The sequence below is a fragment of the Pseudomonas sp. MDT2-39-1 genome (genome assembly GCF_054898085.1).
Genome location: NZ_CM142716.1, coordinates 5,228,235 through 5,249,222 on the forward strand (window position 1 = coordinate 5,228,235; position 20,988 = coordinate 5,249,222).

A 20,988-nucleotide genomic window follows, 5' to 3' on the forward strand; every position below is an offset into this window, starting at 1 on the left:
TTCAGGTTCATTTCACGGAGCGTCCTGCATGTCCGGCAATACCTACGGCAAGCTGTTCACTGTCACCACCGCGGGCGAAAGCCATGGTCCGGCGTTGGTCGCCATTGTCGACGGCTGCCCGCCGGGGCTGGAGATTTCCCTGGAGGATCTGCAGCGCGATCTGGACCGCCGCAAGCCCGGTACCAGCCGCCACACCACGCAACGCCAGGAAGCCGACGAGGTCGAAATCCTCTCCGGCGTGTTCGAAGGTCGCACCACCGGTTGCTCCATCGGCCTGTTGATTCGCAACACCGACCAGAAGTCCAAGGACTACTCGGCGATCAAGGATCTGTTCCGCCCGGCCCACGCCGATTACACCTATCACCACAAATACGGCGAGCGCGATTACCGCGGTGGCGGACGCAGTTCCGCCCGTGAAACCGCCATGCGCGTGGCCGCCGGCGCGATTGCCAAGAAATACCTGGCCACCCAGGGCATCGTCATTCGCGGCTACATGAGCCAGCTCGGCCCGATCGAAATCCCGTTCAAGACCTGGGATTCGGTGGAAGAGAATGCATTCTTCAGCCCTGACCCGGACAAGGTGCCGGAGCTGGAAGCCTATATGGACCAGTTGCGCCGTGATCAGGATTCGGTCGGCGCGAAGATCACCGTCGTCGCCGAAGGCGTGATGCCAGGCCTCGGTGAGCCGATCTTCGACCGCCTCGACGCCGAACTGGCCCATGCGCTGATGAGCATCAACGCGGTCAAAGGCGTGGAAATCGGCGCCGGTTTCGCCAGTGTCGCCCAGCGCGGCACCGAACACCGCGACGAAATGACCCCGGAAGGCTTCCTCAGCAACAATGCGGGCGGCATTTTGGGCGGCATCTCGTCCGGTCAGCCGATCGTTGCGCACCTGGCCCTCAAGCCGACGTCGAGCATTACCACGCCAGGGCGCTCCATCGACATTCATGGCAACCCGGTGGAGGTGGTCACCAAGGGTCGTCATGACCCGTGTGTCGGCATCCGCGCCACGCCGATCGCCGAAGCGATGATGGCCATTGTGCTGATGGATCACCTGTTGCGTCATCGCGGGCAGAATGCCGACGTGCGCGTGAGCACGCCGGTGCTGGGTCAGCTTTAATGGCTGACCTTAATGCCGCTGCGGTCTGACCACGTGGCGGCGCTCCCGTACTGGCGGCTTTCCAGTTTCTATCTGTTCTATTTCGCCTTGCTCGGCTCGACAGCGCCGTTTCTGGCGCTGTACTTCGATCACCTGGGCTTTTCCAGCGCGCGCATCGGCGAGTTGGTGGCGATCCCGATGCTGATGCGTTGCGTGGCGCCGAACATCTGGGGCTGGCTCGGCGACTACACCGGCCGACGCCTGGCCATCGTGCGCTTCGGTGCCGTCTGCACGTTGCTGACGTTTTCGCTGATTTTCGTCAGCAAGACCTACGCCTGGCTGGCGATGGTCATGGCCTTGCATGCGTTCTTCTGGCATGCGGTATTGCCGCAGTTCGAAGTCATTACCCTGGCGCACTTGAAAGGGCAGACGTCGCGCTACAGTCAGATCCGCCTCTGGGGTTCCATCGGTTTCATCATCACGGTGGTCGCGCTCGGCCGGATGTTCGAATGGCTGAGCCTCGACATTTATCCGGTGGCGCTTGTACTGATCATGGCCGGCATTGTCGTCAGCAGCCTGTGGGTGCCGAACGCTCAACCGGTTCAGGGTGAGCGAATTGCCGGAGACGGATTTCTCAGGCAGTTACGCAATCCCGGGGTGTTGGCGTTTTACGGCTGCGTGGCGCTGATGCAAGTGAGCCACGGGCCTTATTACACCTTCTTGACGCTGCACCTTGAGCGGCTCGGTTACAGTCGAGGCGTGATCGGCATGCTCTGGGCGGTCGGCGTGGTCGCCGAAGTCCTGATGTTCCTGGCCATGAGCAAAATCCTCGCACGCTTCTCGGTGCGTCGGGTGCTGCTGGCGAGTTTCCTGCTGGCAGCCGTGCGCTGGTTGCTGCTGGGTTCGTTGGCCGAGTTCCTCTGGGTGCTGCTGTTTGCCCAGGTGCTGCACGCCGCAACATTTGGCAGCTTTCACGCCGCTGCCATCCAATTCGTGCAACGTAGCTTCGGTGCGCGTCAGCAAGGGCAGGGCCAGGCGCTTTACGCCGCACTGGCCGGCACCGGCGGCGCATTGGGCGCGTTGTATTCCGGCTACAGCTGGAACGCCCTCGGGGCCACGTTCACCTTTAGTATCGCAAGCCTCGCAGCCCTGGCGGCTGCCGTTATCATTGCCACACGTATGCAAGAGGACAGGCCATGAGCCTCACCCGCGAACACCTCGCCCAGGAAATCATCGACGCCGGGCGTTTTTTGTATGGCCGTGGCTGGTCGCCGGCCACCAGCAGCAATTACTCGACCCGCCTGTCGCCGACCGAAGCGCTGCTGACCGTGTCCGGCAAGCACAAAGGCCAGTTGGGTCTTGATGATGTGCTGGCTACCGACTTGTCGGGCAACAGCCTGGAACCGGGCAAAAAACCGTCCGCCGAAACCCTGCTGCACACCCAGCTCTACAGTTGGCGTCCGGAGATAGGCGCAGTGCTGCACACGCATTCGGTGAACGCCACGGTGCTGTCGCGCCTGACGCCCGAAGATTTCATCGAGTTCGAAGACTACGAACTGCAAAAGGCCTTCACTGGCGTCTCGACCCACGAATCCCGGGTGCGCGTGCCGATTTTCGACAACGATCAGGACATTGCGCGTCTCGCCGCCAAGGTGCAGCCTTGGCTTGAAGCCCATCCCGATTGCGTCGGCTACCTGATTCGCGGCCACGGCCTCTACACTTGGGGCGCGCGGATGAGCGACGCGCTACGGCAGATCGAGGCGTTTGAATTTTTGTTCGAGTGCGAGTTGAAGATGCGCTCACTCTTGAACCATAAAGCATGAACCGTTAAGGAGTTGCCCTGATGAGCAGCCTGTCCGTTTACCACGTCTCAAGCCCTGACATTCCGAACAAGGTGCTGACCCATTTCGAAGACATCGCCTCGACCCTGGCCGAGCAGGGCGTGCGTTTCGACCGCTGGCAAGCCACGGCGAAAATTCAGCCCGGCGCCAGCCAGGAAGAAGTGATCGCCGCGTACCAGGCGCAGATCGACAAGCTGATGACCGAACGCGGCTACATCACCGTCGACGTCATCAGCCTCAACAGCGACCACCCGCAAAAGGCCGAACTGCGCGCCAAGTTCCTCGACGAACACCGTCATGGCGAAGACGAAGTACGATTTTTCGTCGCCGGCCGTGGGCTGTTCACCCTTCACATCGACGATTACGTCTACGCCGTGCTGTGCGAGAAGAACGATCTGATCTCGGTGCCGGCCGGCACGCCGCATTGGTTCGACATGGGCGAGCATCCGCATTTCGTCGCGATCCGTCTGTTCAACAACCCTGAAGGCTGGGTGGCCAAGTTCACCGGCGAAGACATCGCCAACCGCTTCCCGCGTCTTGAGGACTGACCCGATGCCAATCAAAGCGATTCTCACCGACATCGAAGGCACCACCAGCGCGGTGAGTTTTGTGTTCGACGTGCTGTTCCCGTACGCCGCCAAACACCTGCCGGACTTTGTTCGCCAGCACGCCGAGCGCGCGGATGTGGCCGAGCAACTGGCCGCCGTGCACCGCGACAGCAACGAGCCGGGTGCTGACGTTGAGCGGGTGATCGAGATCCTGCTGGGCTGGATCGCCGAAGACCGCAAGGCCACGCCGTTGAAAGCGTTACAAGGCATGGTCTGGGAGCAGGGCTATCACGCCGGGCAGTTGAAAGGCCACGTTTACCCGGATGCCGTTGAAGCGCTCAAGCGCTGGCACCAGGACGGTTTCAAACTGTTTGTTTATTCCTCGGGTTCGATCCAGGCACAAAAACTGATCTTCGGCTGTTCGGAGGCGGGGGATTTGTCGCCGCTGTTCAGCGGCTACTTCGACACCACGTCGGGGCCCAAGCGTGAAGCGCAGTCTTACGAGCGCATCGCACAGGCCATCGGGGTGGAGGCTGCGCAGATTGTGTTTCTGTCCGACATCGTCGAAGAACTGGACGCGGCGCGCGCGGCCGGCATGGCAACGTGCGGCCTGGCCCGAGAGGGCGGGGAGTTGGCGGGGCATGTGACTGTCGACAGTTTTGCGCGGATTGATCCCTCCACTTTCTAAGCTACTACGCCCATACCCTGTAGGAGCGAAGCTTGCTCGCGAAGGCGGCGTGTCAGACGATAGAAATGTTGATTGACACGCCGCCTTCGCGAGCAAGCTTCGCTCCTACAAAGACTCGGTGAAGGCTCATAAACAAAACAGGCCGTGGAGCGAAAGCTCTCACGGCCTGTTTGGTTTGCAGCGTATTTATTTACACAACCGCAAGGTTCACGCCGAATGATAGGTCGGCAGGGCAAACCGTTGCTGGCTTTGCAGCATGGAGATCTGCGGCAGTTCGCTGGCCTGTTCGGCCAGGTCACGGCGAATCGCACTGATGACCCACGACAGTTGATCGCCGGCATGCAATTGCTGGTAGGAAATCGAACGCTTGAACACTTTGCCTTCGGTGCTGCGCAGGGTCAGCAGAATGCCACCGTCAGGACGCGATTGGGTGTTCACTTCGAAGTTGGAGAACAGGGAGGTAAATTTTTCTTGGATCAGGCTCATGTCTATCAGCTCCGTTAGCACTTGATTGGCAAGCATGGAGAGGTAGTTGCAGTGATTGTGCCAGTACCTTGTTTTTTTAAAGTCGTTATAAATCAGCAGGTTATATTAACGGTGATTTTTCGTTTTCGTGCAATCTGCATGAATGGCCATCGTGCATCCTGCATTTTGCGTGGTCGGCCACGATTCGATGGAACCAATCACACCCGCTGAGGATCGCGATCTCGAGCGCTCGGGGCGCGGATACAAAACATTTCAAAAACCGCGTGTACAGCTCAAGAACCGCTGACGTATTTTCGGACCCATAGACCGCCGCCCGACAATAAAAAGATCGAACGGGAGCAAGCATGAGCGACACAATCACCTGGGGCATGATGCTCCGTAAACTGCCTTCCATTGCCAAAGCCATTCCTCGCGTGGTGAAGGGCATGAAAGTCGCCAACGTCAAGGATCCGACTCAAGCGTGTGGCCTCGGCTGGACCTTCGAACAAGCGACTTTGCGCAATCCCGATGGCCCGGCGTTGCTGCAGGGTGATGTGGCGCTGAGTTATTCACAGGTGAACCAGTGGGCCAATCGCCTTGCCCATCACCTGATCGCCGAAGGCATCCGCAAGGGTGATGTGGTGGCGGTTTTTCTTGAGAACCGTCCGGAACTGCTGGTAACGATATTGGCCGTGGCCAAGGTCGGCGCGATCAGCGCCTTGCTCAATACCTCGCAAACCCGCGAGACCCTGGCCCACAGCCTGAACCTGGTGGCGCCTGCGGGGATCATTGTTGGCGAAGAACTGGTCCCGGCGTTCAGCGCGGTCCGCGAACGGGTGTCGATCGAGCCGGCACGCACCTGGTACGTTGCCGATCAAGACACTTACCTTCGTCCCGGCAACGCGCCCGACGGTTTTATCAACCTGATGAGCGCCAGCGCCCAAGCGTCCAGTGAGAATCCGGCCAGCAGCCAGCAGATTTTTTTCGACGATCCTTGTTTCTATATCTACACCTCAGGCACCACCGGATTGCCCAAGGCGGGTGTCTTCAAACACGGTCGCTGGATGCGCAGCTCGGCGAGTTTCGGCCAGATCGCCCTGAATATGCAGCCGCAGGATGTCGTCTATTGCACCTTGCCGCTCTACCACGCCACTGGGCTCTGCGTTTGTTGGGGCTCGGCGATCAGCGGCGCCGCAGGATTCGCCATCCGCCGCAAGTTCAGCGCCAGCCAGTTCTGGAATGACGTGCGCAAATACCAGGCGACTACCCTCGGCTACGTCGGCGAGTTATGCCGCTACCTGGTGGATCAACCGCCCACGGCCGACGACAGTAATCACCGCGTGACCAAGATGATCGGCAATGGCCTGCGTCCCGGCGCCTGGAGCGAGTTCAAGACGCGCTTTGCGGTTGATCACATCTGCGAGCTGTACGCCGCCAGCGACGGCAACATCGGGTTCACCAACATCCTCAACTTCGACAACACCATCGGTTTTTCCCTGATGGCCTGGGAGCTGGTGGCCTACGACCACGACAGCGGCCTGCCGATGCGTGATGCCAAAGGTTTCATGCGCAAAGTCGCCAAGGGCGAGCAGGGCCTGTTGTTGGCGAGAATCGACGACAAGGCGCCACTGGACGGTTACACCGATCCGCAGAAGACCGAAAAAGTCGTGGTCCACGACGTGTTCACCAAGGGCGACCGTTACTTCAATACGGGCGATCTGCTGCGCAACATTGGTTTTGGTCATGCCCAGTTTGTTGATCGATTGGGTGACACCTACCGCTGGAAGGGTGAAAACGTCTCGACCACCGAGGTAGAGAACATTCTGCTGCAACACCCGAATATTTCTGAAGCCGTGGCGTACGGCGTCGAAATCCAGAACACCAACGGGCGTGCCGGCATGGCCGCGATCACGCCGGCGGAATCCTTGGCGACGCTGGACTTCAGCGAGTTACTGGCCTTTGCTCGCCAGCAAATGCCCGCGTATGCGGTGCCGCTTTTCCTGCGGGTAAAAGTGAAAATGGAAACCACCGGGACCTTCAAATACCAGAAGACCCGGCTCAAGGACGAAGCCTTCGACCCCGGCAAAACTGGCGACGACCCGATCTACGCCTGGCTGCCCGGCACCCAGACTTACGTGCAAGTCACCGATCAGGTCTTGGCGGATATTCACGGCGGCAAGTACCGCTATTGAATGTGGCTATGGCGGCTCTTGAGAAAAAAGAAGTGACAGCCTCGGGGCTGCTCGGGAAACTGTCGGCTTTCCCGAATGACAGAAAGTGGAGTTCCCGATGTCAGACCAAAGCCGCCAGATGACCCCCGAAGAAGCCGCTGAATTTGCCGAACAGGTATTCAACAAAGCGCGCGAGGGCGATGCGGCCATGATGGCTGCGTTGCTGACCAAAGGCCTGCCGCCGAACCTGCGTAACCACAAGGGCGACACCTTGCTGATGCTCGCTGCCTACCACGGCCATGTGGAGACGGTAAAAGTGCTGCTGGAACACAAGGCCGACCCGGAAATCCGCAACGACAACGGCCAGAGTCCGATTGCCGGCGCCGCGTTCAAGGGCGACCTGGCGGTGGTCCAGGCGTTGGTCGAAGGTGGGGCGCAAGTGGAAGGTTCGTCCTTCGATGGTCGTACGGCGCTGATGATGGCGGCGATGTTCAACCGCGTTGAAATCGTTGATTACCTGATCAGCAAGGGCGCCGATCCGAAAGCCAAGGATGCCAATGGCGTTACCGCGCTGGATGCTGCGAAGACCTTGGGCGCTGTCGATACCACTGCGCAATTAGAGAAATTGCTGGCGTAACCCTGTAGGAGCGAGCGGTGCGGCGATCCGACTTGCCCGCGAAGGCGTAGTGTCATTCACGTTGATGTTGACTGACACTACGCCTTCGCGGGCAAGCCTCGCTCCTACAAAAAGAATTTTTTTGGCAAATTACGCTATCCTTCGCGCCCTCAAAATTCACTCGCTACAGGATCCGTCCCATGAAAGCCGCACTCGTCGAACTCATCAGTAAAATCAGCTCCGGGTGCATGAGCGATGACGAGATCCTGAAAGTCGCTGATGAAGCGGCAGCGGCCTACGCCGATCCCGAGGCTTTTCTGACAGCCAATCCGGATATCAACTACGACGACTCCTTCCCGATTCCACTGGGCGAGTGGGTCGTGGTCGGCAGTCTGCCGGAAACCGTGCTGTTCCAGGCCGACACTTACGTAGACCTGTTCGCCCAGATCGTCGCCTCGTTCGGCCCCGGCGTTGATTTCAACATCAAACCCAAGCAACTGGCCAAAACCGAAGCCCTGACTGCGCTCAATCGGATTCAGGTGCAGATGGGCAGCATGAACAAGGAAAACGGCGGTTACACGCTGATAAACTTTAGCCAGTTGCTCGACGACGAACTGCAAGTGGTGCTGGTCTACGGCAACGACGTACCGCGCGTGCTGGAGTTGTGCGCCGAGGTGGGTATCACCGCCGCGCCATCGCTCGAAGCCCTCAAAATTGCAGTCCACGTTTAAAAAGCGGAACCCTCGCAAGGCCCGGCTATCCTAAGAGTGCACACCACTCTTAGGGAGCGACACCATGGGTTCCACGTTCAACGGTCTGATTGGCCTGATTATTCTTGCCTTGGATATCTGGGCAATCATCAACGTGCTGAAAAGTGGCGCCAGTACAGGGATGAAAATCATCTGGGTGCTGCTGATCCTGCTGCTGCCGGTCCTGGGCCTGATCATCTGGGCCATCGCCGGGCCACGGGGTAATGTCCGAATCTGATACCAACACCGGCCCTCTGTAGGAGCGAGGCTTGCCCGCGAAGAACGATTACACGGTTTAACAGAAAGATCGAGTTATCGTTCTTCGCGGGCAAGCCTCGCTCCTACAAGGGATTGTGTCGACTCATCAAGTGAGGTTCGACCTGTCATCTTCCGCAACGTAGAATGCGCGCCTTTCCCGGTTAATCGAGCCGCTCGATTGGCCATCATGGGCGGGTAACCGTCCGTTGCCACCGCATTTATCGGAGCACTTCCCATGAGCAACATCACCACCAGCGACTACCTGGAAACCCTCTACGAAGGCTACGGCCAGCGTTTTCGCATGGAAAAACTGCTGCACGAAGTGCGCACCGAACACCAGCATCTGGTGATTTTTGAAAACCCGCGCATGGGCCGGGTCATGGCACTGGACGGCGTGATCCAGACCACCGAAGCGGACGAATTCATCTACCACGAGATGCTCACCCACGTGCCGATCCTGGCGCACGGCACAGCAAAGCGCGTGCTGATCATCGGTGGCGGCGACGGCGGCATGCTGCGTGAAGTGGCCAAGCACCGCAGCATCGAGCACATCACCATGGTCGAGATCGACGGCACCGTGGTCGAGATGTGCAAGGAATTCCTGCCGAACCACTCCAAGGGTGCGTTCGATGATCCACGCCTGAACCTGGTGATCGACGACGGCATGCGTTTCGTCGCCACGACCACCGAAAAATTCGACGTGATCATTTCCGACTCCACCGACCCGATCGGTCCGGGTGAAGTGCTGTTCTCGGAAAACTTCTATCAGGCCTGCCGTCGCTGCCTGAACGAAGGCGGCATCCTGGTGACCCAGAATGGCACCCCGTTCATGCAGATCGAAGAAGTCAAAACCACCGCCGGGCGCCTGCGCAGCCTGTTCCCGGATTGGCACTTCTATCAGGCCGCCGTGCCAACCTACATCGGTGGCTCGATGACCTTTGCCTGGGGCGCGACCAACACCGCCTATCGCAAGTTGTCCCGTGAAACCTTGCAGCAACGCTTCGCCGGCAGCGGCATCATCACCCGCTACTACAACCCGGAAATCCACATCGGCGCCTTCGCCTTGCCGCAATACGTGCTGCAAGCGGTGAACAAGCCAAGCAACGACTAAACTAATGATGTACGCATAACCCCCTTGTAGGAGCGAAGCTTGCTCCGGGCGGCGTTCCGACGAAAGCGGTGTGTCAGGCTATACATATGTCGACAGATACACCGCTTTCGCGAGCAAGCTTCGCTCCTACAGGTTTCGGTGTTTTTTTCATGCTTGTGTGGCGTAATCCGTGGGAACGATCAGTCAGGCCAAAAGTCCAGATGGTTGTAAGCCCATTTGCGGGTTTGTTCGAGGAGGCACTGATGCAAAAGTGGAAAATCACTTTCGTGGATGATCACGGTGAACAAGTTGACGAGGTGTTCGAAAGCGATGAATGCCCGGACAACGAGCAGGCCGCAAAACTCATCAAGGCCCGGCTCCTTCCTGTCGCCGCCGAACTGGATCTGAATGATCTGGAAGGGCGAACCACTGATGCGACCGTCAAAAGTCTCAAGACCCAGAACAGCATACAAATCCTCGGCATCACGCCAATCTGAATATCTCCTGTCTCAATCCTATCCAGGCCTTGGCAGCGCCTCTGTCTTGGGGCTACTCTGCAATCGAGATCAGCGAACGGATCGCTAAGGTCTGGTCTTGTCAGCTACATGCTTGCTTCCCACCGGCAATGTTGTTGCCGCATCGCTCGCACCAATCGGTTGCGAGCGCCGGGAATACGGAAAGTCTATCCATCAATTTGAGGGGGACGTTTCATGAGCACAGCCTATCAAGAAGACATCAGCAGCAGCGTGCTGCGCCGCATGAAAGAAGGCGGTTTCGACTTTTCACGATTCCATCCCATCGAGTTCTACGCCATTTTCCCGGACGAGGAGCGGGCACGCAGGGCTGCGGGGCAATACAAAGGTGAATCGTTGAACGCGCAAATCAGTGTGCGCGATGACGGCGCATGGGCGCTTGAACTGAGCAAAGTCATGTACGCCACCTATGATGATATCGGCGATTTCGAGCAAGACTTCGAGGCGGTGGTCGAGCCTCTGGGCGGCATCATCGAAGGATGGGGCGTCAAGCAGGAGGTACGAGGGCTACTCGCATAAACATATGAACAGTGACAACACTCAGCAACGGCTGACCTTAGGGTTGGCCGTTTTCGTTTGTGGCGATCAGAAAAGCCCCCTCGGCAAAACCCTGAAACAAGAATCCGGCGCAAAAAAAAACCGCCTGAGCAGGCGGCTAAAGGGAAGTTCGGTCAGGTTTTGCAGCGGATGCGCGGATTATCCGCATCGACCCCCGGGCAGTGAAATCAACTCTGACTATGCTGGTGATAGGCGACAACGTCGCCTTGCAATGAAGCGGGGGCGATCAGCGTGGGGCGTTTGCTGCACAGGATTGGTGCGGTGCAAACGGCTTCATTATCCAACTGATTGATAACAAAGCGTTTCTGCCGATGGCACGGGCCTTGCGAAGCCTAGATGTCCGGGTGACAAGGAGTACGGCATGATCCGCACCTATTTTGATGAAATGTACGATGCCGGCGGCCAGGTCCGCCCGCATTATCGGGAGTTTGCCCGTTGGCTGGCCGAGACGCCTGACGAGCTATTGGCACAACGGCGACGCGAGGCCGATCTGTTATTTCATCGCGCCGGGATTACCTTCACGCTCTACGGTGATGAGCAGGGGACAGAGCGCCTGATTCCCTTCGACACCATCCCGCGCAGCATCCCCGCCAGTGAATGGCGGATCGTCGAGCGTGGCTGTATCCAGCGGGTCAAGGCGTTGAACATGTTCCTCGCCGACCTCTACCACGAGCAGCGCATCATCAAGGCCGGCATCATCCCGGCCGAGCAAGTGCTGGCCAACGAGCAATACCAATTGGCGATGCAAGGGCTCGATCTGCACCGCGATATCTACTCGCACATCTCCGGCGTCGATCTGGTGCGCGATGGCGACGGCACGTACTACGTGCTCGAAGACAACCTGCGTACACCCAGCGGCGTGAGCTACATGCTCGAAGACCGCAAGATGATGATGCGGTTGTTTCCCGAGTTGTTCTCGGCCCAGCGCATCGCACCGATTGATCACTATCCGAACCTGCTGCTCGACACCCTGAAAAGCTCCAGCCCGATCGATAACCCGAGCGTGGTGGTGCTGACGCCGGGTCGCTTCAACAGCGCGTTTTTCGAGCATGCCTTTCTGGCGCGGGAGATGGGCGTTGAGCTGGTGGAGGGCGCGGACCTGTTCGTGCGTGACGACAAGGTGTTCATGCGCACCACGGACGGGCCGAAAGCGGTCGACGTGATCTACCGTCGCCTCGACGATGCGTTTCTCGATCCGCTGGCGTTCAACCCGGACTCGATGCTTGGCGTTCCAGGGCTGCTGTCGTCTTATCGCTCCGGCAACGTGGTGCTGGCCAATGCCATCGGCACCGGGGTCGCGGACGACAAATCGGTGTATCCGTTTGTCACGGACATGATCCGTTTCTACCTGGACGAAGAACCGATCCTGAAGAATGTGCCGACGTTCCAGTGTCGCAATCCTTCTGAACTGTCCCATGTGCTGGCCAATCTTCCAGACCTGGTGGTCAAGGAAACCCAAGGTTCCGGAGGTTACGGAATGCTGGTGGGGCCTGCGGCGACGGCGGCGGAAATCGAGTCTTTCCGCGCGCGGATCAAGGCCAAGCCTCACGCGTACATCGCGCAACCGACGTTGTCCCTGTCGACCTGTCCGACCTTTGTCGAAAACGGCATCGCGCCACGCCATATCGACCTGCGTCCGTTTGTATTGTCTGGCCGCGAAACCCGGGTTGTGCCCGGCGGTTTGACCCGTGTCGCCCTGCGTGAAGGCTCCCTGGTGGTGAATTCCTCCCAGGGCGGCGGAACCAAGGACACCTGGGTGGTCGAGGATTGAAGGAAGCTTGCCATGTTAAGTAGAACTGCCTCGGATTTGTATTGGATGTCGCGTTACCTGGAGCGGGCGGAAAACCTCGCACGGATGCTCGACATCAGTTATTCGCTGTCGCTGATGCCGCAGGATGGTCGCGGTGACGGCCTGCACGAACTGGCGATGCCGCTGCTGATCACCGGCACCCTGGAGGATTACCTGGAGCGCCACGGTGATTTGCACGCCGAACGGCTGCTGCATTTCTTTGCCCTGGACGCGGCCAACCCGGCGAGCATCTACAGCTGCCTTGGCTCGGCGCGGGCCAGTGCTCATGCGGTGCGTGGTCGAATCACCGCCGACATGTGGGAAAACATCAACGCCACGTGGCTGGAAATTCGCGGTATCGCCGAACAGGGCTTGAGTCGCTACGGCATGAGCCGTTTTTGCGAGTGGATCAAGGAACGTTCCCACCTGTTTCGTGGCGCGTCCTACGGCACGATCATGCGTAACGATGCGTTCCGCTTCATTCGTCTGGGGACGTTTATCGAGCGGGCCGACAACACGTTGCGCCTGCTCGACGCCCGCTACGAAATGGCCGGCGATCAGGCCGAAGCGGTCAGCGATGGCACGGCTCACGCGTATTACCAGTGGAGTGCTCTGCTTCGGGCGTTGTCCTCTTTCGAGGCCTACACCGAGATCTACCGCGACGCACCCGGCGCCCGGCATGTGGCCGAGTTGCTGTTGCTGCGCGCCGATGTGCCACGTTCCCTGCGTGCCTGCACCGAAGAAATCGACCAGATCCTTGCCCAACTGCCAGGGGCCAATGGCCGTCCTGCGCAACGTCTGGCGGCGGAGATGGACGCGCGCCTGCGCTACACGGGCATCAACGAAATTCTCGACGAAGGCCTGCACGCCTGGCTGACCGAATTCATCCCGCTGGTGCGCCAGTTGGGCAACGCCATTCACAGTTCCTACCTGGAGGCTGCATGAGACTTTCCATTAGCCACGAAACCACCTATCACTACGAAGATCAGGTGCGGGCGAGCATCCAGTACTTGCGACTGACACCCCACGACAGCGAGCGCCAGCATGTGCTCAGCTGGCAACTCGACCTGCCGCGTCCGGTGCGCGCGCAACTCGATCCGTTCGGCAACATCCTGCACGTGCTGACCATGGACGAACCGCACGAGGCGATCATCATCGGCGCCCGTGGCCAGGTGGACATCGACGAACTGCGCGAAGCCGAGCATGAGAGCCAGTCGGCGCTGCCGTTCCTGCGCTTCACGCGCCTGACCGAAGCCGACGAGGCTTTGCGTGCATTCGCCGAGAAGGCATGCAAAAAACGCCGGGATCGCACGGCGTTGATCGACTTGATGCATGGCCTGAATTCGCACATGACCTACACGCCGGGCTCCACCGAGGTGGATACCAGCGCTGCCCAGGCCTTCGCCGGGCGTTCCGGCGTCTGTCAGGATCACACCCACGCGTTTCTCGCCTGTGCCCGCAGCCTGGGCATTCCGTCGCGGTATGTTTCGGGTTATTTGTACAGCGAGAACAGCGAACACCTGGCCAGTCACGCCTGGGCCGAAGCCTGGCTCGATGACGCGTGGTACAGCTTCGATGTGACCAATGAACTGGCCCGGCCGGAGCGACATTTGAAATTGGCGGTGGGCCTGGATTACCTGGATGCCTGCCCGGTTCGCGGGATGCGTCGGGGCGGCGGGTGTGAGCAGATGCATGCGAAAGTGTTTGTGTCGCCAACGCCGATGCCGGCACCGGTCATCTCCGTCCAGCAACAATAATCCGCAACACCACATCCCCCCTGTAGGAGCGAGGCTTGCCCGCGAAGAACGATAACGCGGTCCTTCAGTTAGACCGCATCGCCTTCTTCGCGGGCAAGCCTCGCTCCTACAAGGGGGAATGGGGTCAGGGCTTAACCTTGCGCCCCGCCATATGCTTCAAATACCCCACCAGCATTTCCAGTTCCCCATCCGGCAACACCGTCGCCGTAAACCCCGGCATCTTCGCCTGAGGCCATTGCCGCAAACTCTGCGGATCTCGAATGTAGCGCTTCAGGAAATCCGCCCCAAAGTACTCGGTCGGATTAAATGGAATGTTCAAATCCGGCCCGAACTGCGCATCTCCGGCACCATTGAGTCGGTGACAGGCCAGGCAATTCTTCTGAAACAAGGCAAAGCCTTTATTAACCGGATCGTCGGCCTTCAAGGCAGGATCGGGCAGCAGTGCAGGGAAGCGCTCGGCGACTGGCGCCATGCGCTTGATACTCGCCACTTGAAACGGCCATTGCTCAGGGCTGATGTTGCCGGCTTGCGGATCGACCCACACCAGATAAAACGGCCCGGCACCTGGTTTGCCTTCCGATAACGCAGGCCACGGTTTGGCCGGGTCTTCAATCGCCAACCACGCGCGCGCGCCCTTGGCGTTCAGCAACGGCGCCGCCGACAATTCCGCGGCAAACCCGTCCAAAGCCACGGCTTGCAGATGATCTTCAGGCTTGATGTCGGTCAACAACGCCGCCAACGGAACTGCGCGATAACTCATGCTCCGCTTGTAGGAAACGTCCTCGCTGATGGTGATGGTCTGGACCTGAGGGTGCTTGAGCAACTCCTCGGTCTGCCAGGTGCGACTGCCCGCGCCCAACTCGAGGTTCAGCTGTGCGGCATACAGGGGCGTGCTGAGCAGCAAGGCCCCGAACAGAATGAGCGTTTTCAAATGATCGCCGTCCATGTCGTGGAAGTGCCGCAAAGGTTGGCACACCCACGCTGGCCCGGGTAGCGAGCCAGTCACATTTTTAAGAGGGCAATATAAAAACCTGGCGCCGTTTTATTTGAAGACCGACTAGCCGATCACCTTGGTCAGGTTCGGCAAAATCAACAACAGCGTAGTGGCGAAAAGAATGAGCCCGGCTTGACGTACTTTCGAATGCTTGAACATGGCTTGACCGCCTTTTTTGTTATTTCCTGATGCCTGCCTGCATATCTCCATGACGACAGAGCGTTGAACTTCCTGTAAGACGAGTGCCTCGGCAAAACCCGACGACAACTTCGTACATCTTCACCTTAGAGCCCGCGTCACGCTTGGTTTAGATCCATTTCGTATGGTTCGCTTACTTAAAGCTTTTAAAAACGCATGAGGCTTATTGCCAGCTTCTTGGGCGCCCGTTGGCTAGACAGCTTGGTGACGTGAAACGGTTAATCCGGGCGCGAACGACCGTCCGTCTGAGCGTGTCCGTCAACGCCAGTGAGCACTGCGGTCATTGAATCCACGGCGGCTCGGCCTAAGGTGGAAGCTCAGTATTTCGCTCAGGTTCGAGGACGTCATGACCCAAGCTTTGATTTTCGACGCGTTACGCACGCCCCGTGGCAAAGGCAAGGCCGATGGCGCCCTGCACAGCGTCAAACCGGTGAATCTGGTGGCCGGGTTGTTCACGGCGTTGCAGCAGCGCACGTCGCTGGATACCAGTCAGGTCGATGACGTGGTGCTCGGCTGTGTCACGCCGATCGGTGATCAGGGCTCCGATATCGCCAAGACCGCGGCACAAGTCGCCGATTGGGACGTCAGCGTGTCCGGCGTGCAGATCAATCGATTCTGCGCCTCGGGGCTTGAAGCCGTGAACCTCGGTGCGATGAAAGTCCGCTCCGGCTTCGAAGACCTGGTGGTGGTCGGCGGCGTCGAGTCCATGTCCCGCGTGCCCATGGGCAGCGATGGCGGCGCTTGGGCGCTGGACCCGGAAACCAATCTGCACAGTCATTTCACCCCGCAAGGCGTCGGCGCCGACCTGATCGCCACGATTGAAGGCTTCAGCCGCCAAGACGTCGATGCCTACGCATTGCATTCCCAGCAAAAGGCAGCGCGGGCGCGGGCGAACGGCTCGTTCAACAAGTCGCTGGTGCCGGTGCAGGATCAGAACGGCATTATCCTGCTCGATCACGATGAGTTCATCCGCGCCGAATCGACTCTGGAAGGCCTCGGCAAACTCAAGCCAAGTTTCGAGATGATGGGGCTGATGGGTTTTGACGCCACCGCGTTGCGCGTTTACAGCCAGGTGGAGCGGATCAATCACGTTCACACCCCGGGCAACAGCTCCGGCATCGTCGATGGCGCCGCCCTGATGCTGATTGGCTCCGAGGCCAAAGGCCGGGCGTTGGGTTTGCAGCCACGGGCGCGAATTGTCGCCACCGCCGTTACCAGCACCGATCCGACCATCATGCTCACCGGCCCGGCGCCGGCCACCCGCAAAGCACTGGCCAAGGCCGGGCTGCGGGTCGAAGACATCGACCTGTTTGAAGTCAACGAAGCCTTCGCTTCGGTGGTGCTGAAATTCATCAAGGACATGGCCATCGACCCGGACAAGGTCAACGTCAACGGCGGCTCCATCGCCATGGGCCACCCGCTGGGCGCCACCGGCTGCGCGATTCTCGGCACGCTGCTCGATGAACTGGAAACCCGGCGCCTGCGCTATGGCCTCGCGACCCTGTGTGTCGGCGGCGGCATGGGCATTGCCACCATCATCGAACGCCTCTGAGCCCCGACCTTAAGGAACAAGTGACATGACCGAAGCCATTCGTTACGAAAAAGGTCAGGACCAGATCGTCGTCCTGACCATCGACATGCCGGGCCAGAGCGCCAACACCATGAACGCGGTCTATCGCGAGGCGATGGCCACCTGCGTCGCCCGACTGGTGGCCGAAAAGGACAACATTTCCGGCGTGGTCATCACCTCGGGCAAGAAAACCTTCTTTGCCGGCGGCGATCTCAATGAACTGATCAAGGTCGGCAAACCCGAAGCCAAGGCCTTTTACGACATGGTCCTGACGCTCAAGGGCCAATTGCGTACCCTGGAAACCCTCGGCAAACCGGTGGTGGCCGCGATCAATGGCGCGGCGTTGGGTGGCGGCTGGGAAATCTGCCTCGCCTGCCATCACCGCATCGCGCTGGACAACCCATCCGTGCAACTCGGCCTGCCGGAAGTCACCCTCGGCCTGTTGCCGGGCGGCGGCGGGGTGGTGCGCATGGTGCGGATGCTGGGCATTGAAAAAGCCTTGCCATACCTGCTCGAAGGCAAAAAAGTGCGGCCACAACAGGCGTTACAAGCGGGTTTGATCGATGAACTGGCGGCGGATCGCGATGAACTGCTGAGCAAGGCGCGGGCCTGGATTATTGCCCATCCGACGGCCGTACAGCGTTGGGATGTGAAGGGTTACCAGATCCCCGGCGGCACGCCGACGAACCCGAAAGTCGCGCAGATGCTTGCCATCGCACCGTCGATCCTGCGCAGCAAAACCCAGGGCTGCATGCCCGCGCCGGAGAAAATTCTGTGCGCGGCGGTTGAAGGCGCCCAGGTGGATTTCGACACCGCACACCTGATCGAAACCCGCTACTTCACGGAACTGACCACCGGCCAAATCTCGAAAAACCTGATCGGCACGTTCTGGTTCCAGCTCAATGAGATCAATGCCGGCGGATCGCGGCCCAATGGTTTTGCACCTTATGTAACGCAAAAAGTCGGCGTGCTTGGCGCCGGGATGATGGGAGCCGGCATCGCTTTTGTCAGCGCCTCGGCCGGCATTGAAGTGGTGCTCAAGGACATCAACCTCGCGGCAGCGGAGAAGGGCAAGGCCCACTCGGCGGCGCTGCTGGACAAGAAAGTCGCTCACGGCCAGATGCTCCCGCAACAGCGAGAGGCGATTCTGGCGCGGATCCACACCACCGAAAGCGATGCGGACCTGGCCGGATGCGACCTGATCATTGAAGCGGTCTTCGAAGATCGCGAGCTAAAAGCCAAAGTCTCCTCGGCGGCGCAGAAAGTCGTCGGCCCAGCTGCAGTGATCGCTTCCAACACCTCGACCTTGCCGATCAGCGGCCTGGCCACCGCCGTGCCGGATCAAACGAAGTTCATCGGTCTGCATTTCTTCAGCCCGGTGGAGAAAATGCCGCTGGTAGAAATCATTAAAGGTGCCAACACCAGTGACGAAACCCTGGCGCGCGGGTTCGATTTCGTTCTGCAAATCAAGAAAACGCCGATTGTGGTCAACGACAGTCGCGGCTTCTTCACCTCGCGGGTGTTCGGTACGTTCACCAATGAAGGCATCGCCATGCTCGGCGAAGGTGTGAGCGCACCGATGATTGAGACAGAAGCGCGCAAGGCCGGCATGCCGATCGGGCCTCTGGCGATCTCCGACGAAGTTTCCCTCAGCCTGATGAGCCATATCCGCCAGCAAACCGCCAAAGACCTGCAAGCAGAAGGGAAACCGCTGATTGAGCATCCGGCGTTCGCCGTGATTGACTTGCTGCTCAACGAATACAAGCGGCCCGGTAAAGCCGCAGGAGGCGGTTTCTACGAGTATCCGGTCGGTGGCCAGAAACATCTGTGGCCGGAGCTCAAAACCCGTTTCGAGAAAGCCGACGGGCAGATTTCGCCGAAGGATGTGTGCGATCGCCTGCTGTTTGTGCAAGCCATCGAAACCGTGCGTTGCGTGGAGGAGGGCGTGCTGACCTCGACGGCGGACGCCAACATTGGCTCAGTCTTCGGTATCGGCTTCGCGGCCTGGACCGGCGGTGCCCTGCAGTTCATCAACCAGTACGGCGTGAAAGACTTCGTCGCCCGTGCCCAGTACCTGGCCCAACAGTATGGCGAGCGTTTTGCGCCGCCGGCGTTGCTGCTGGAGAAAGCCGCCAAAGGGGAGACCTTCTAAGGGACGTATGACGCCTTCCGGGGCTTGCCTTGTCACGGTGTTTCGAGGCAGTCTCTGGGGTGTGCATTATTCCCATCACGTGTCAGGTATTTTTTATGTCGTTACGCATCTGCATTCTGGAAACCGACATCCTGCGTCCGGAACTGGTCGATCAGTATCAGGGTTACGGGCAGATGTTCCAGAACCTGTTTTCGCAGCAACCCATCGCTGCCGAGTTCACCGTTTACAACGTGATGCAGGGCGAGTATCCGAGTGATGATCTGACTTTCGACGCCTACCTCGTCACCGGCAGCAAGGCCGATTCCTTCGGCACTGACCCATGGATTGAAACCCTTAGAACGTACCTGCTGGCCCGCTACAAGCGTGGCGACAAACTGCTGGGCGTGTGCTTCGGCCACCAGCTGCTGGCGCTGCTGTTGGGCGGCAAGAGTGAACGTGCGACCCAAGGCTGGGGTGTCGGCACCCACAGCTACAAACTGGCGGCGAAGGCGCCCTGGATGAGTCCGGTGCGTGAAGAGCTGACGTTGTTGATCAGCCACCAGGACCAGGTGACGTCGCTACCGGAAAACGCCACGGTCATCGCCTCGAGCGATTTCTGTCCGTTTGCCGCATACCACATCAACGATCAGGTGCTGTGCTTCCAGGGGCACCCGGAATTCATTCACGATTACTCCCGTGCGCTGCTGGAGATCCGTCAGCAAGCGTTGGGCGAGCAGGTTTATACGCAAGGCGTAGCGAGCCTTGAGCAAGAGCACCACGGTGCGACGGTTGCGGAGTGGATGATGCGGTTTGTGGCGCACAAGCCAGACGCTGTTTGAACCTTAAAAGCTTCGCGGGCAAGCCTCGCTCCTACAGATCACCGAATCCCTGTAGGAGCGAGCGGTGCGGCGGTCCGACTTGCCCGCGAATTTCAAAGACGCCGCGGTAATGGCTACAACCACCCCGACCTCTTGAAACTCACCCACAAACTCACACACCCCACCGCAATAAACCCCAACACCGCGAAATACCCGTAATGCCACGTCAACTCCGGCATGTTCTGGAAGTTCATCCCGTAAATCCCCGCTACCGCCGTCGGGAACGCCAGGATCGCGGCCCATGCCGCAAACTTGCGCTGCACCACGCTCTGCCGCGATGCCTCCAGCAAGACCCCAACCTCAATGGTCTGGCTGGCAATATCCGCCAGGGTCGTCAGGTCCTCCATCTGCCGCGTGACGTGAATTTGCACATCGCGGAAATACGGGCGCATGTTTTTGTCGATAAACGGAAAGTTCAGCTTCTGCAGTTCCTCACCAATCTCCACCATCGGCGCCGCATAACGGCGCAGGCGTAATACGTCCCGGCGCAGGCCGTGCAGCTTCTGGATGTCATGTTCATTCAGCGCGCTGCACAGCACGTTGCGCTCCAGTTCATCGATCTCCGCATGGATCGCTTCGCCCATCGGCTGGTAGTTTTCAATCACAAAATCGAGGATGGCATAGAGTACGAAATCTTCCCCGTGCTCCAGCAAGATCGGACGCGCCTCACAGCGCTGGCGGACCAGGGCGTAGGACGCCGAGTGACCGTTGCGGGCGGTGATGATGTAGCCGTTGCCGGCAAAGATATGAGTCTCGATGAACTCCAGTTTGCCTTCGTGCCGGATCGGCGAATACGTGACGATAAACAGGGCGTCGCCGAAGGTTTCGAGCTTCGGTCGGCTGTGTTTTTCCAATGCGTCTTCGATGGCCAGTTCGTGCAGGTTGAACTGGCGTTGCAGGTTGGTCAGTTCCAGGGCGTTCGGCTCTTCAAGGCCGATCCAGACAAAGTGGTCAGGCTTGGCAGCCCAGGCAGCGCCTTCGTCGAGAGTAATGTTGGAAACTTTTTTACCGGCGCTATAAACCGCAGCAGCGACAACTCTACCCATGATTCAGGT

The 20,988-nt window shown here is 59.3% G+C and carries 21 protein-coding genes; 18 read left to right on the forward strand and 3 right to left on the reverse strand.

The annotated features are described in order from the left end of the window. Nucleotides 1–28 precede the first annotated feature (28 nt). The 5 genes from aroC to mtnC are packed head-to-tail and all read left to right on the forward strand — an operon-like array spanning nt 29 to nt 4,176. Nucleotides 29–1,120: a chorismate synthase gene (gene aroC / locus ACYZTM_RS24505; RefSeq protein ID WP_131062445.1), complete on the forward strand. Its 1,092-nt coding sequence runs from the start codon at nt 29–31 to the stop codon at nt 1,118–1,120. 12 nt (nt 1,121–1,132) lie between these two features. Continuing rightward, nucleotides 1,133–2,299, forward strand: a complete 1,167-nt coding sequence (locus ACYZTM_RS24510; protein ID WP_165557499.1) for an MFS transporter — start codon at nt 1,133–1,135, stop codon at nt 2,297–2,299. Next, the gene (locus ACYZTM_RS24515; RefSeq protein WP_131062446.1) at nt 2,296–2,922 is read left to right on the forward strand and encodes a methylthioribulose 1-phosphate dehydratase; all 627 of its coding nucleotides are present in this window, start codon (nt 2,296–2,298) and stop codon (nt 2,920–2,922) included. The genes ACYZTM_RS24510 and ACYZTM_RS24515 overlap by 4 nt, the downstream gene beginning before the upstream one ends. Before the next feature lie 20 nt (nt 2,923–2,942). Continuing rightward, the gene (locus ACYZTM_RS24520) at nt 2,943–3,488 is read left to right on the forward strand and encodes a 1,2-dihydroxy-3-keto-5-methylthiopentene dioxygenase (RefSeq protein ID WP_131062447.1); all 546 of its coding nucleotides are present in this window, start codon (nt 2,943–2,945) and stop codon (nt 3,486–3,488) included. Nucleotides 3,489–3,492: 4 nt separating this feature from the next. Then, a complete protein-coding gene (gene mtnC / locus ACYZTM_RS24525; RefSeq protein ID WP_461985091.1) occupies nt 3,493–4,176 on the forward strand; it encodes an acireductone synthase in 684 nt (227 codons plus the stop codon). 207 nt (nt 4,177–4,383) lie between these two features. On the opposite strand, the gene ACYZTM_RS24530 is transcribed toward mtnC, so the two are convergent. Next, nucleotides 4,384–4,662: a DUF3509 domain-containing protein gene (locus tag ACYZTM_RS24530; protein ID WP_131062449.1), complete on the reverse strand. Its 279-nt coding sequence runs from the start codon at nt 4,660–4,662 to the stop codon at nt 4,384–4,386. A 344-nt stretch (nt 4,663–5,006) separates the two neighbouring features. On the opposite strand from ACYZTM_RS24530, the gene ACYZTM_RS24535 reads away from it, so the two are divergent. The 10 genes from ACYZTM_RS24535 to ACYZTM_RS24580 all read left to right on the forward strand — a co-directional run bounded on the left by ACYZTM_RS24535 (nt 5,007) and on the right by ACYZTM_RS24580 (nt 14,162). Then, a complete protein-coding gene (locus ACYZTM_RS24535) occupies nt 5,007–6,833 on the forward strand; it encodes a long-chain-acyl-CoA synthetase (RefSeq protein ID WP_461985093.1) in 1,827 nt (608 codons plus the stop codon). Nucleotides 6,834–6,930: 97 nt separating this feature from the next. Then, nucleotides 6,931–7,449, forward strand: a complete 519-nt coding sequence (locus ACYZTM_RS24540) for an ankyrin repeat domain-containing protein (protein WP_131062451.1) — start codon at nt 6,931–6,933, stop codon at nt 7,447–7,449. Nucleotides 7,450–7,628: 179 nt separating this feature from the next. After that, nucleotides 7,629–8,159, forward strand: coding sequence for a hypothetical protein (locus ACYZTM_RS24545; protein WP_131062452.1), 531 nt, complete (start codon nt 7,629–7,631; stop codon nt 8,157–8,159). A 64-nt stretch (nt 8,160–8,223) separates the two neighbouring features. Further along, nucleotides 8,224–8,415 (forward strand): PLDc N-terminal domain-containing protein, encoded by a 192-nt coding sequence (locus tag ACYZTM_RS24550; protein ID WP_131062453.1) that lies wholly within the window; start codon nt 8,224–8,226, stop codon nt 8,413–8,415. A gap of 255 nt (nt 8,416–8,670) precedes the next feature. After that, nucleotides 8,671–9,546, forward strand: a complete 876-nt coding sequence (gene speE / locus ACYZTM_RS24555; protein WP_131062454.1) for a polyamine aminopropyltransferase — start codon at nt 8,671–8,673, stop codon at nt 9,544–9,546. A 242-nt stretch (nt 9,547–9,788) separates the two neighbouring features. Next, entirely contained in the window at nt 9,789–10,022 is a 234-nt protein-coding gene (locus ACYZTM_RS24560) for a hypothetical protein (RefSeq protein WP_131062455.1), read from the forward strand. 213 nt (nt 10,023–10,235) lie between these two features. Further along, the gene (locus ACYZTM_RS24565; RefSeq protein ID WP_131062456.1) at nt 10,236–10,577 is read left to right on the forward strand and encodes a ribonuclease E inhibitor RraB; all 342 of its coding nucleotides are present in this window, start codon (nt 10,236–10,238) and stop codon (nt 10,575–10,577) included. Between the two features lie 400 nt (nt 10,578–10,977). Further along, nucleotides 10,978–12,387, forward strand: a complete 1,410-nt coding sequence (locus ACYZTM_RS24570) for a circularly permuted type 2 ATP-grasp protein (RefSeq protein ID WP_017337349.1) — start codon at nt 10,978–10,980, stop codon at nt 12,385–12,387. A 12-nt stretch (nt 12,388–12,399) separates the two neighbouring features. Further along, nucleotides 12,400–13,350, forward strand: coding sequence for an alpha-E domain-containing protein (locus tag ACYZTM_RS24575; protein ID WP_461985096.1), 951 nt, complete (start codon nt 12,400–12,402; stop codon nt 13,348–13,350). Next, complete coding sequence (locus ACYZTM_RS24580) at nt 13,347–14,162, forward strand: transglutaminase family protein (protein ID WP_461985098.1); 816 nt, start codon at nt 13,347–13,349, stop codon at nt 14,160–14,162. The genes ACYZTM_RS24575 and ACYZTM_RS24580 overlap by 4 nt, the downstream gene beginning before the upstream one ends. Before the next feature lie 124 nt (nt 14,163–14,286). Here the strand turns inward: ACYZTM_RS24580 and ACYZTM_RS24585 are convergent, their stop codons facing one another. Then, nucleotides 14,287–15,108 carry a c-type cytochrome gene (locus tag ACYZTM_RS24585; RefSeq protein ID WP_461989200.1) on the reverse strand — a complete coding sequence of 274 codons (822 nt, stop codon included), beginning with the start codon at nt 15,106–15,108 and terminating at the stop codon, nt 14,287–14,289. A 592-nt stretch (nt 15,109–15,700) separates the two neighbouring features. Here ACYZTM_RS24585 and ACYZTM_RS24590 point away from each other — a divergent pair. The 3 genes from ACYZTM_RS24590 to ACYZTM_RS24600 all read left to right on the forward strand — a co-directional run bounded on the left by ACYZTM_RS24590 (nt 15,701) and on the right by ACYZTM_RS24600 (nt 19,894). After that, a complete protein-coding gene (locus tag ACYZTM_RS24590; RefSeq protein ID WP_461985100.1) occupies nt 15,701–16,906 on the forward strand; it encodes an acetyl-CoA C-acetyltransferase in 1,206 nt (401 codons plus the stop codon). A 25-nt stretch (nt 16,907–16,931) separates the two neighbouring features. Beyond that, nucleotides 16,932–19,076 (forward strand): 3-hydroxyacyl-CoA dehydrogenase NAD-binding domain-containing protein, encoded by a 2,145-nt coding sequence (locus ACYZTM_RS24595; protein WP_461985102.1) that lies wholly within the window; start codon nt 16,932–16,934, stop codon nt 19,074–19,076. A 95-nt stretch (nt 19,077–19,171) separates the two neighbouring features. Next, nucleotides 19,172–19,894 (forward strand): amidotransferase, encoded by a 723-nt coding sequence (locus ACYZTM_RS24600; RefSeq protein ID WP_461985104.1) that lies wholly within the window; start codon nt 19,172–19,174, stop codon nt 19,892–19,894. Between the two features lie 113 nt (nt 19,895–20,007). Here ACYZTM_RS24600 and ACYZTM_RS24605 read toward each other — a convergent pair whose 3' ends face one another. Then, a complete protein-coding gene (locus tag ACYZTM_RS24605; RefSeq protein WP_131062463.1) occupies nt 20,008–20,979 on the reverse strand; it encodes a magnesium and cobalt transport protein CorA in 972 nt (323 codons plus the stop codon). Nucleotides 20,980–20,988: the final 9 nt, after the last annotated feature.

Coding starts and splice junctions, on each gene's coding strand:
- aroC (WP_131062445.1), top strand. CDS start 29: ATGTCCGGCAATACCTACGGCAAGCTGTTCACTGTCACCACCGCGGGC.
- ACYZTM_RS24510 (WP_165557499.1), top strand. CDS start 1,133: ATGCCGCTGCGGTCTGACCACGTGGCGGCGCTCCCGTACTGGCGGCTT.
- ACYZTM_RS24515 (WP_131062446.1), top strand. CDS start 2,296: ATGAGCCTCACCCGCGAACACCTCGCCCAGGAAATCATCGACGCCGGG.
- ACYZTM_RS24520 (WP_131062447.1), top strand. CDS start 2,943: ATGAGCAGCCTGTCCGTTTACCACGTCTCAAGCCCTGACATTCCGAAC.
- mtnC (WP_461985091.1), top strand. CDS start 3,493: ATGCCAATCAAAGCGATTCTCACCGACATCGAAGGCACCACCAGCGCG.
- ACYZTM_RS24530 (WP_131062449.1), bottom strand. CDS start 4,662: ATGAGCCTGATCCAAGAAAAATTTACCTCCCTGTTCTCCAACTTCGAA.
- ACYZTM_RS24535 (WP_461985093.1), top strand. CDS start 5,007: ATGAGCGACACAATCACCTGGGGCATGATGCTCCGTAAACTGCCTTCC.
- ACYZTM_RS24540 (WP_131062451.1), top strand. CDS start 6,931: ATGTCAGACCAAAGCCGCCAGATGACCCCCGAAGAAGCCGCTGAATTT.
- ACYZTM_RS24545 (WP_131062452.1), top strand. CDS start 7,629: ATGAAAGCCGCACTCGTCGAACTCATCAGTAAAATCAGCTCCGGGTGC.
- ACYZTM_RS24550 (WP_131062453.1), top strand. CDS start 8,224: ATGGGTTCCACGTTCAACGGTCTGATTGGCCTGATTATTCTTGCCTTG.
- speE (WP_131062454.1), top strand. CDS start 8,671: ATGAGCAACATCACCACCAGCGACTACCTGGAAACCCTCTACGAAGGC.
- ACYZTM_RS24560 (WP_131062455.1), top strand. CDS start 9,789: ATGCAAAAGTGGAAAATCACTTTCGTGGATGATCACGGTGAACAAGTT.
- ACYZTM_RS24565 (WP_131062456.1), top strand. CDS start 10,236: ATGAGCACAGCCTATCAAGAAGACATCAGCAGCAGCGTGCTGCGCCGC.
- ACYZTM_RS24570 (WP_017337349.1), top strand. CDS start 10,978: ATGATCCGCACCTATTTTGATGAAATGTACGATGCCGGCGGCCAGGTC.
- ACYZTM_RS24575 (WP_461985096.1), top strand. CDS start 12,400: ATGTTAAGTAGAACTGCCTCGGATTTGTATTGGATGTCGCGTTACCTG.
- ACYZTM_RS24580 (WP_461985098.1), top strand. CDS start 13,347: ATGAGACTTTCCATTAGCCACGAAACCACCTATCACTACGAAGATCAG.
- ACYZTM_RS24585 (WP_461989200.1), bottom strand. CDS start 15,108: ATGGACGGCGATCATTTGAAAACGCTCATTCTGTTCGGGGCCTTGCTG.
- ACYZTM_RS24590 (WP_461985100.1), top strand. CDS start 15,701: ATGACCCAAGCTTTGATTTTCGACGCGTTACGCACGCCCCGTGGCAAA.
- ACYZTM_RS24595 (WP_461985102.1), top strand. CDS start 16,932: ATGACCGAAGCCATTCGTTACGAAAAAGGTCAGGACCAGATCGTCGTC.
- ACYZTM_RS24600 (WP_461985104.1), top strand. CDS start 19,172: ATGTCGTTACGCATCTGCATTCTGGAAACCGACATCCTGCGTCCGGAA.
- ACYZTM_RS24605 (WP_131062463.1), bottom strand. CDS start 20,979: ATGGGTAGAGTTGTCGCTGCTGCGGTTTATAGCGCCGGTAAAAAAGTT.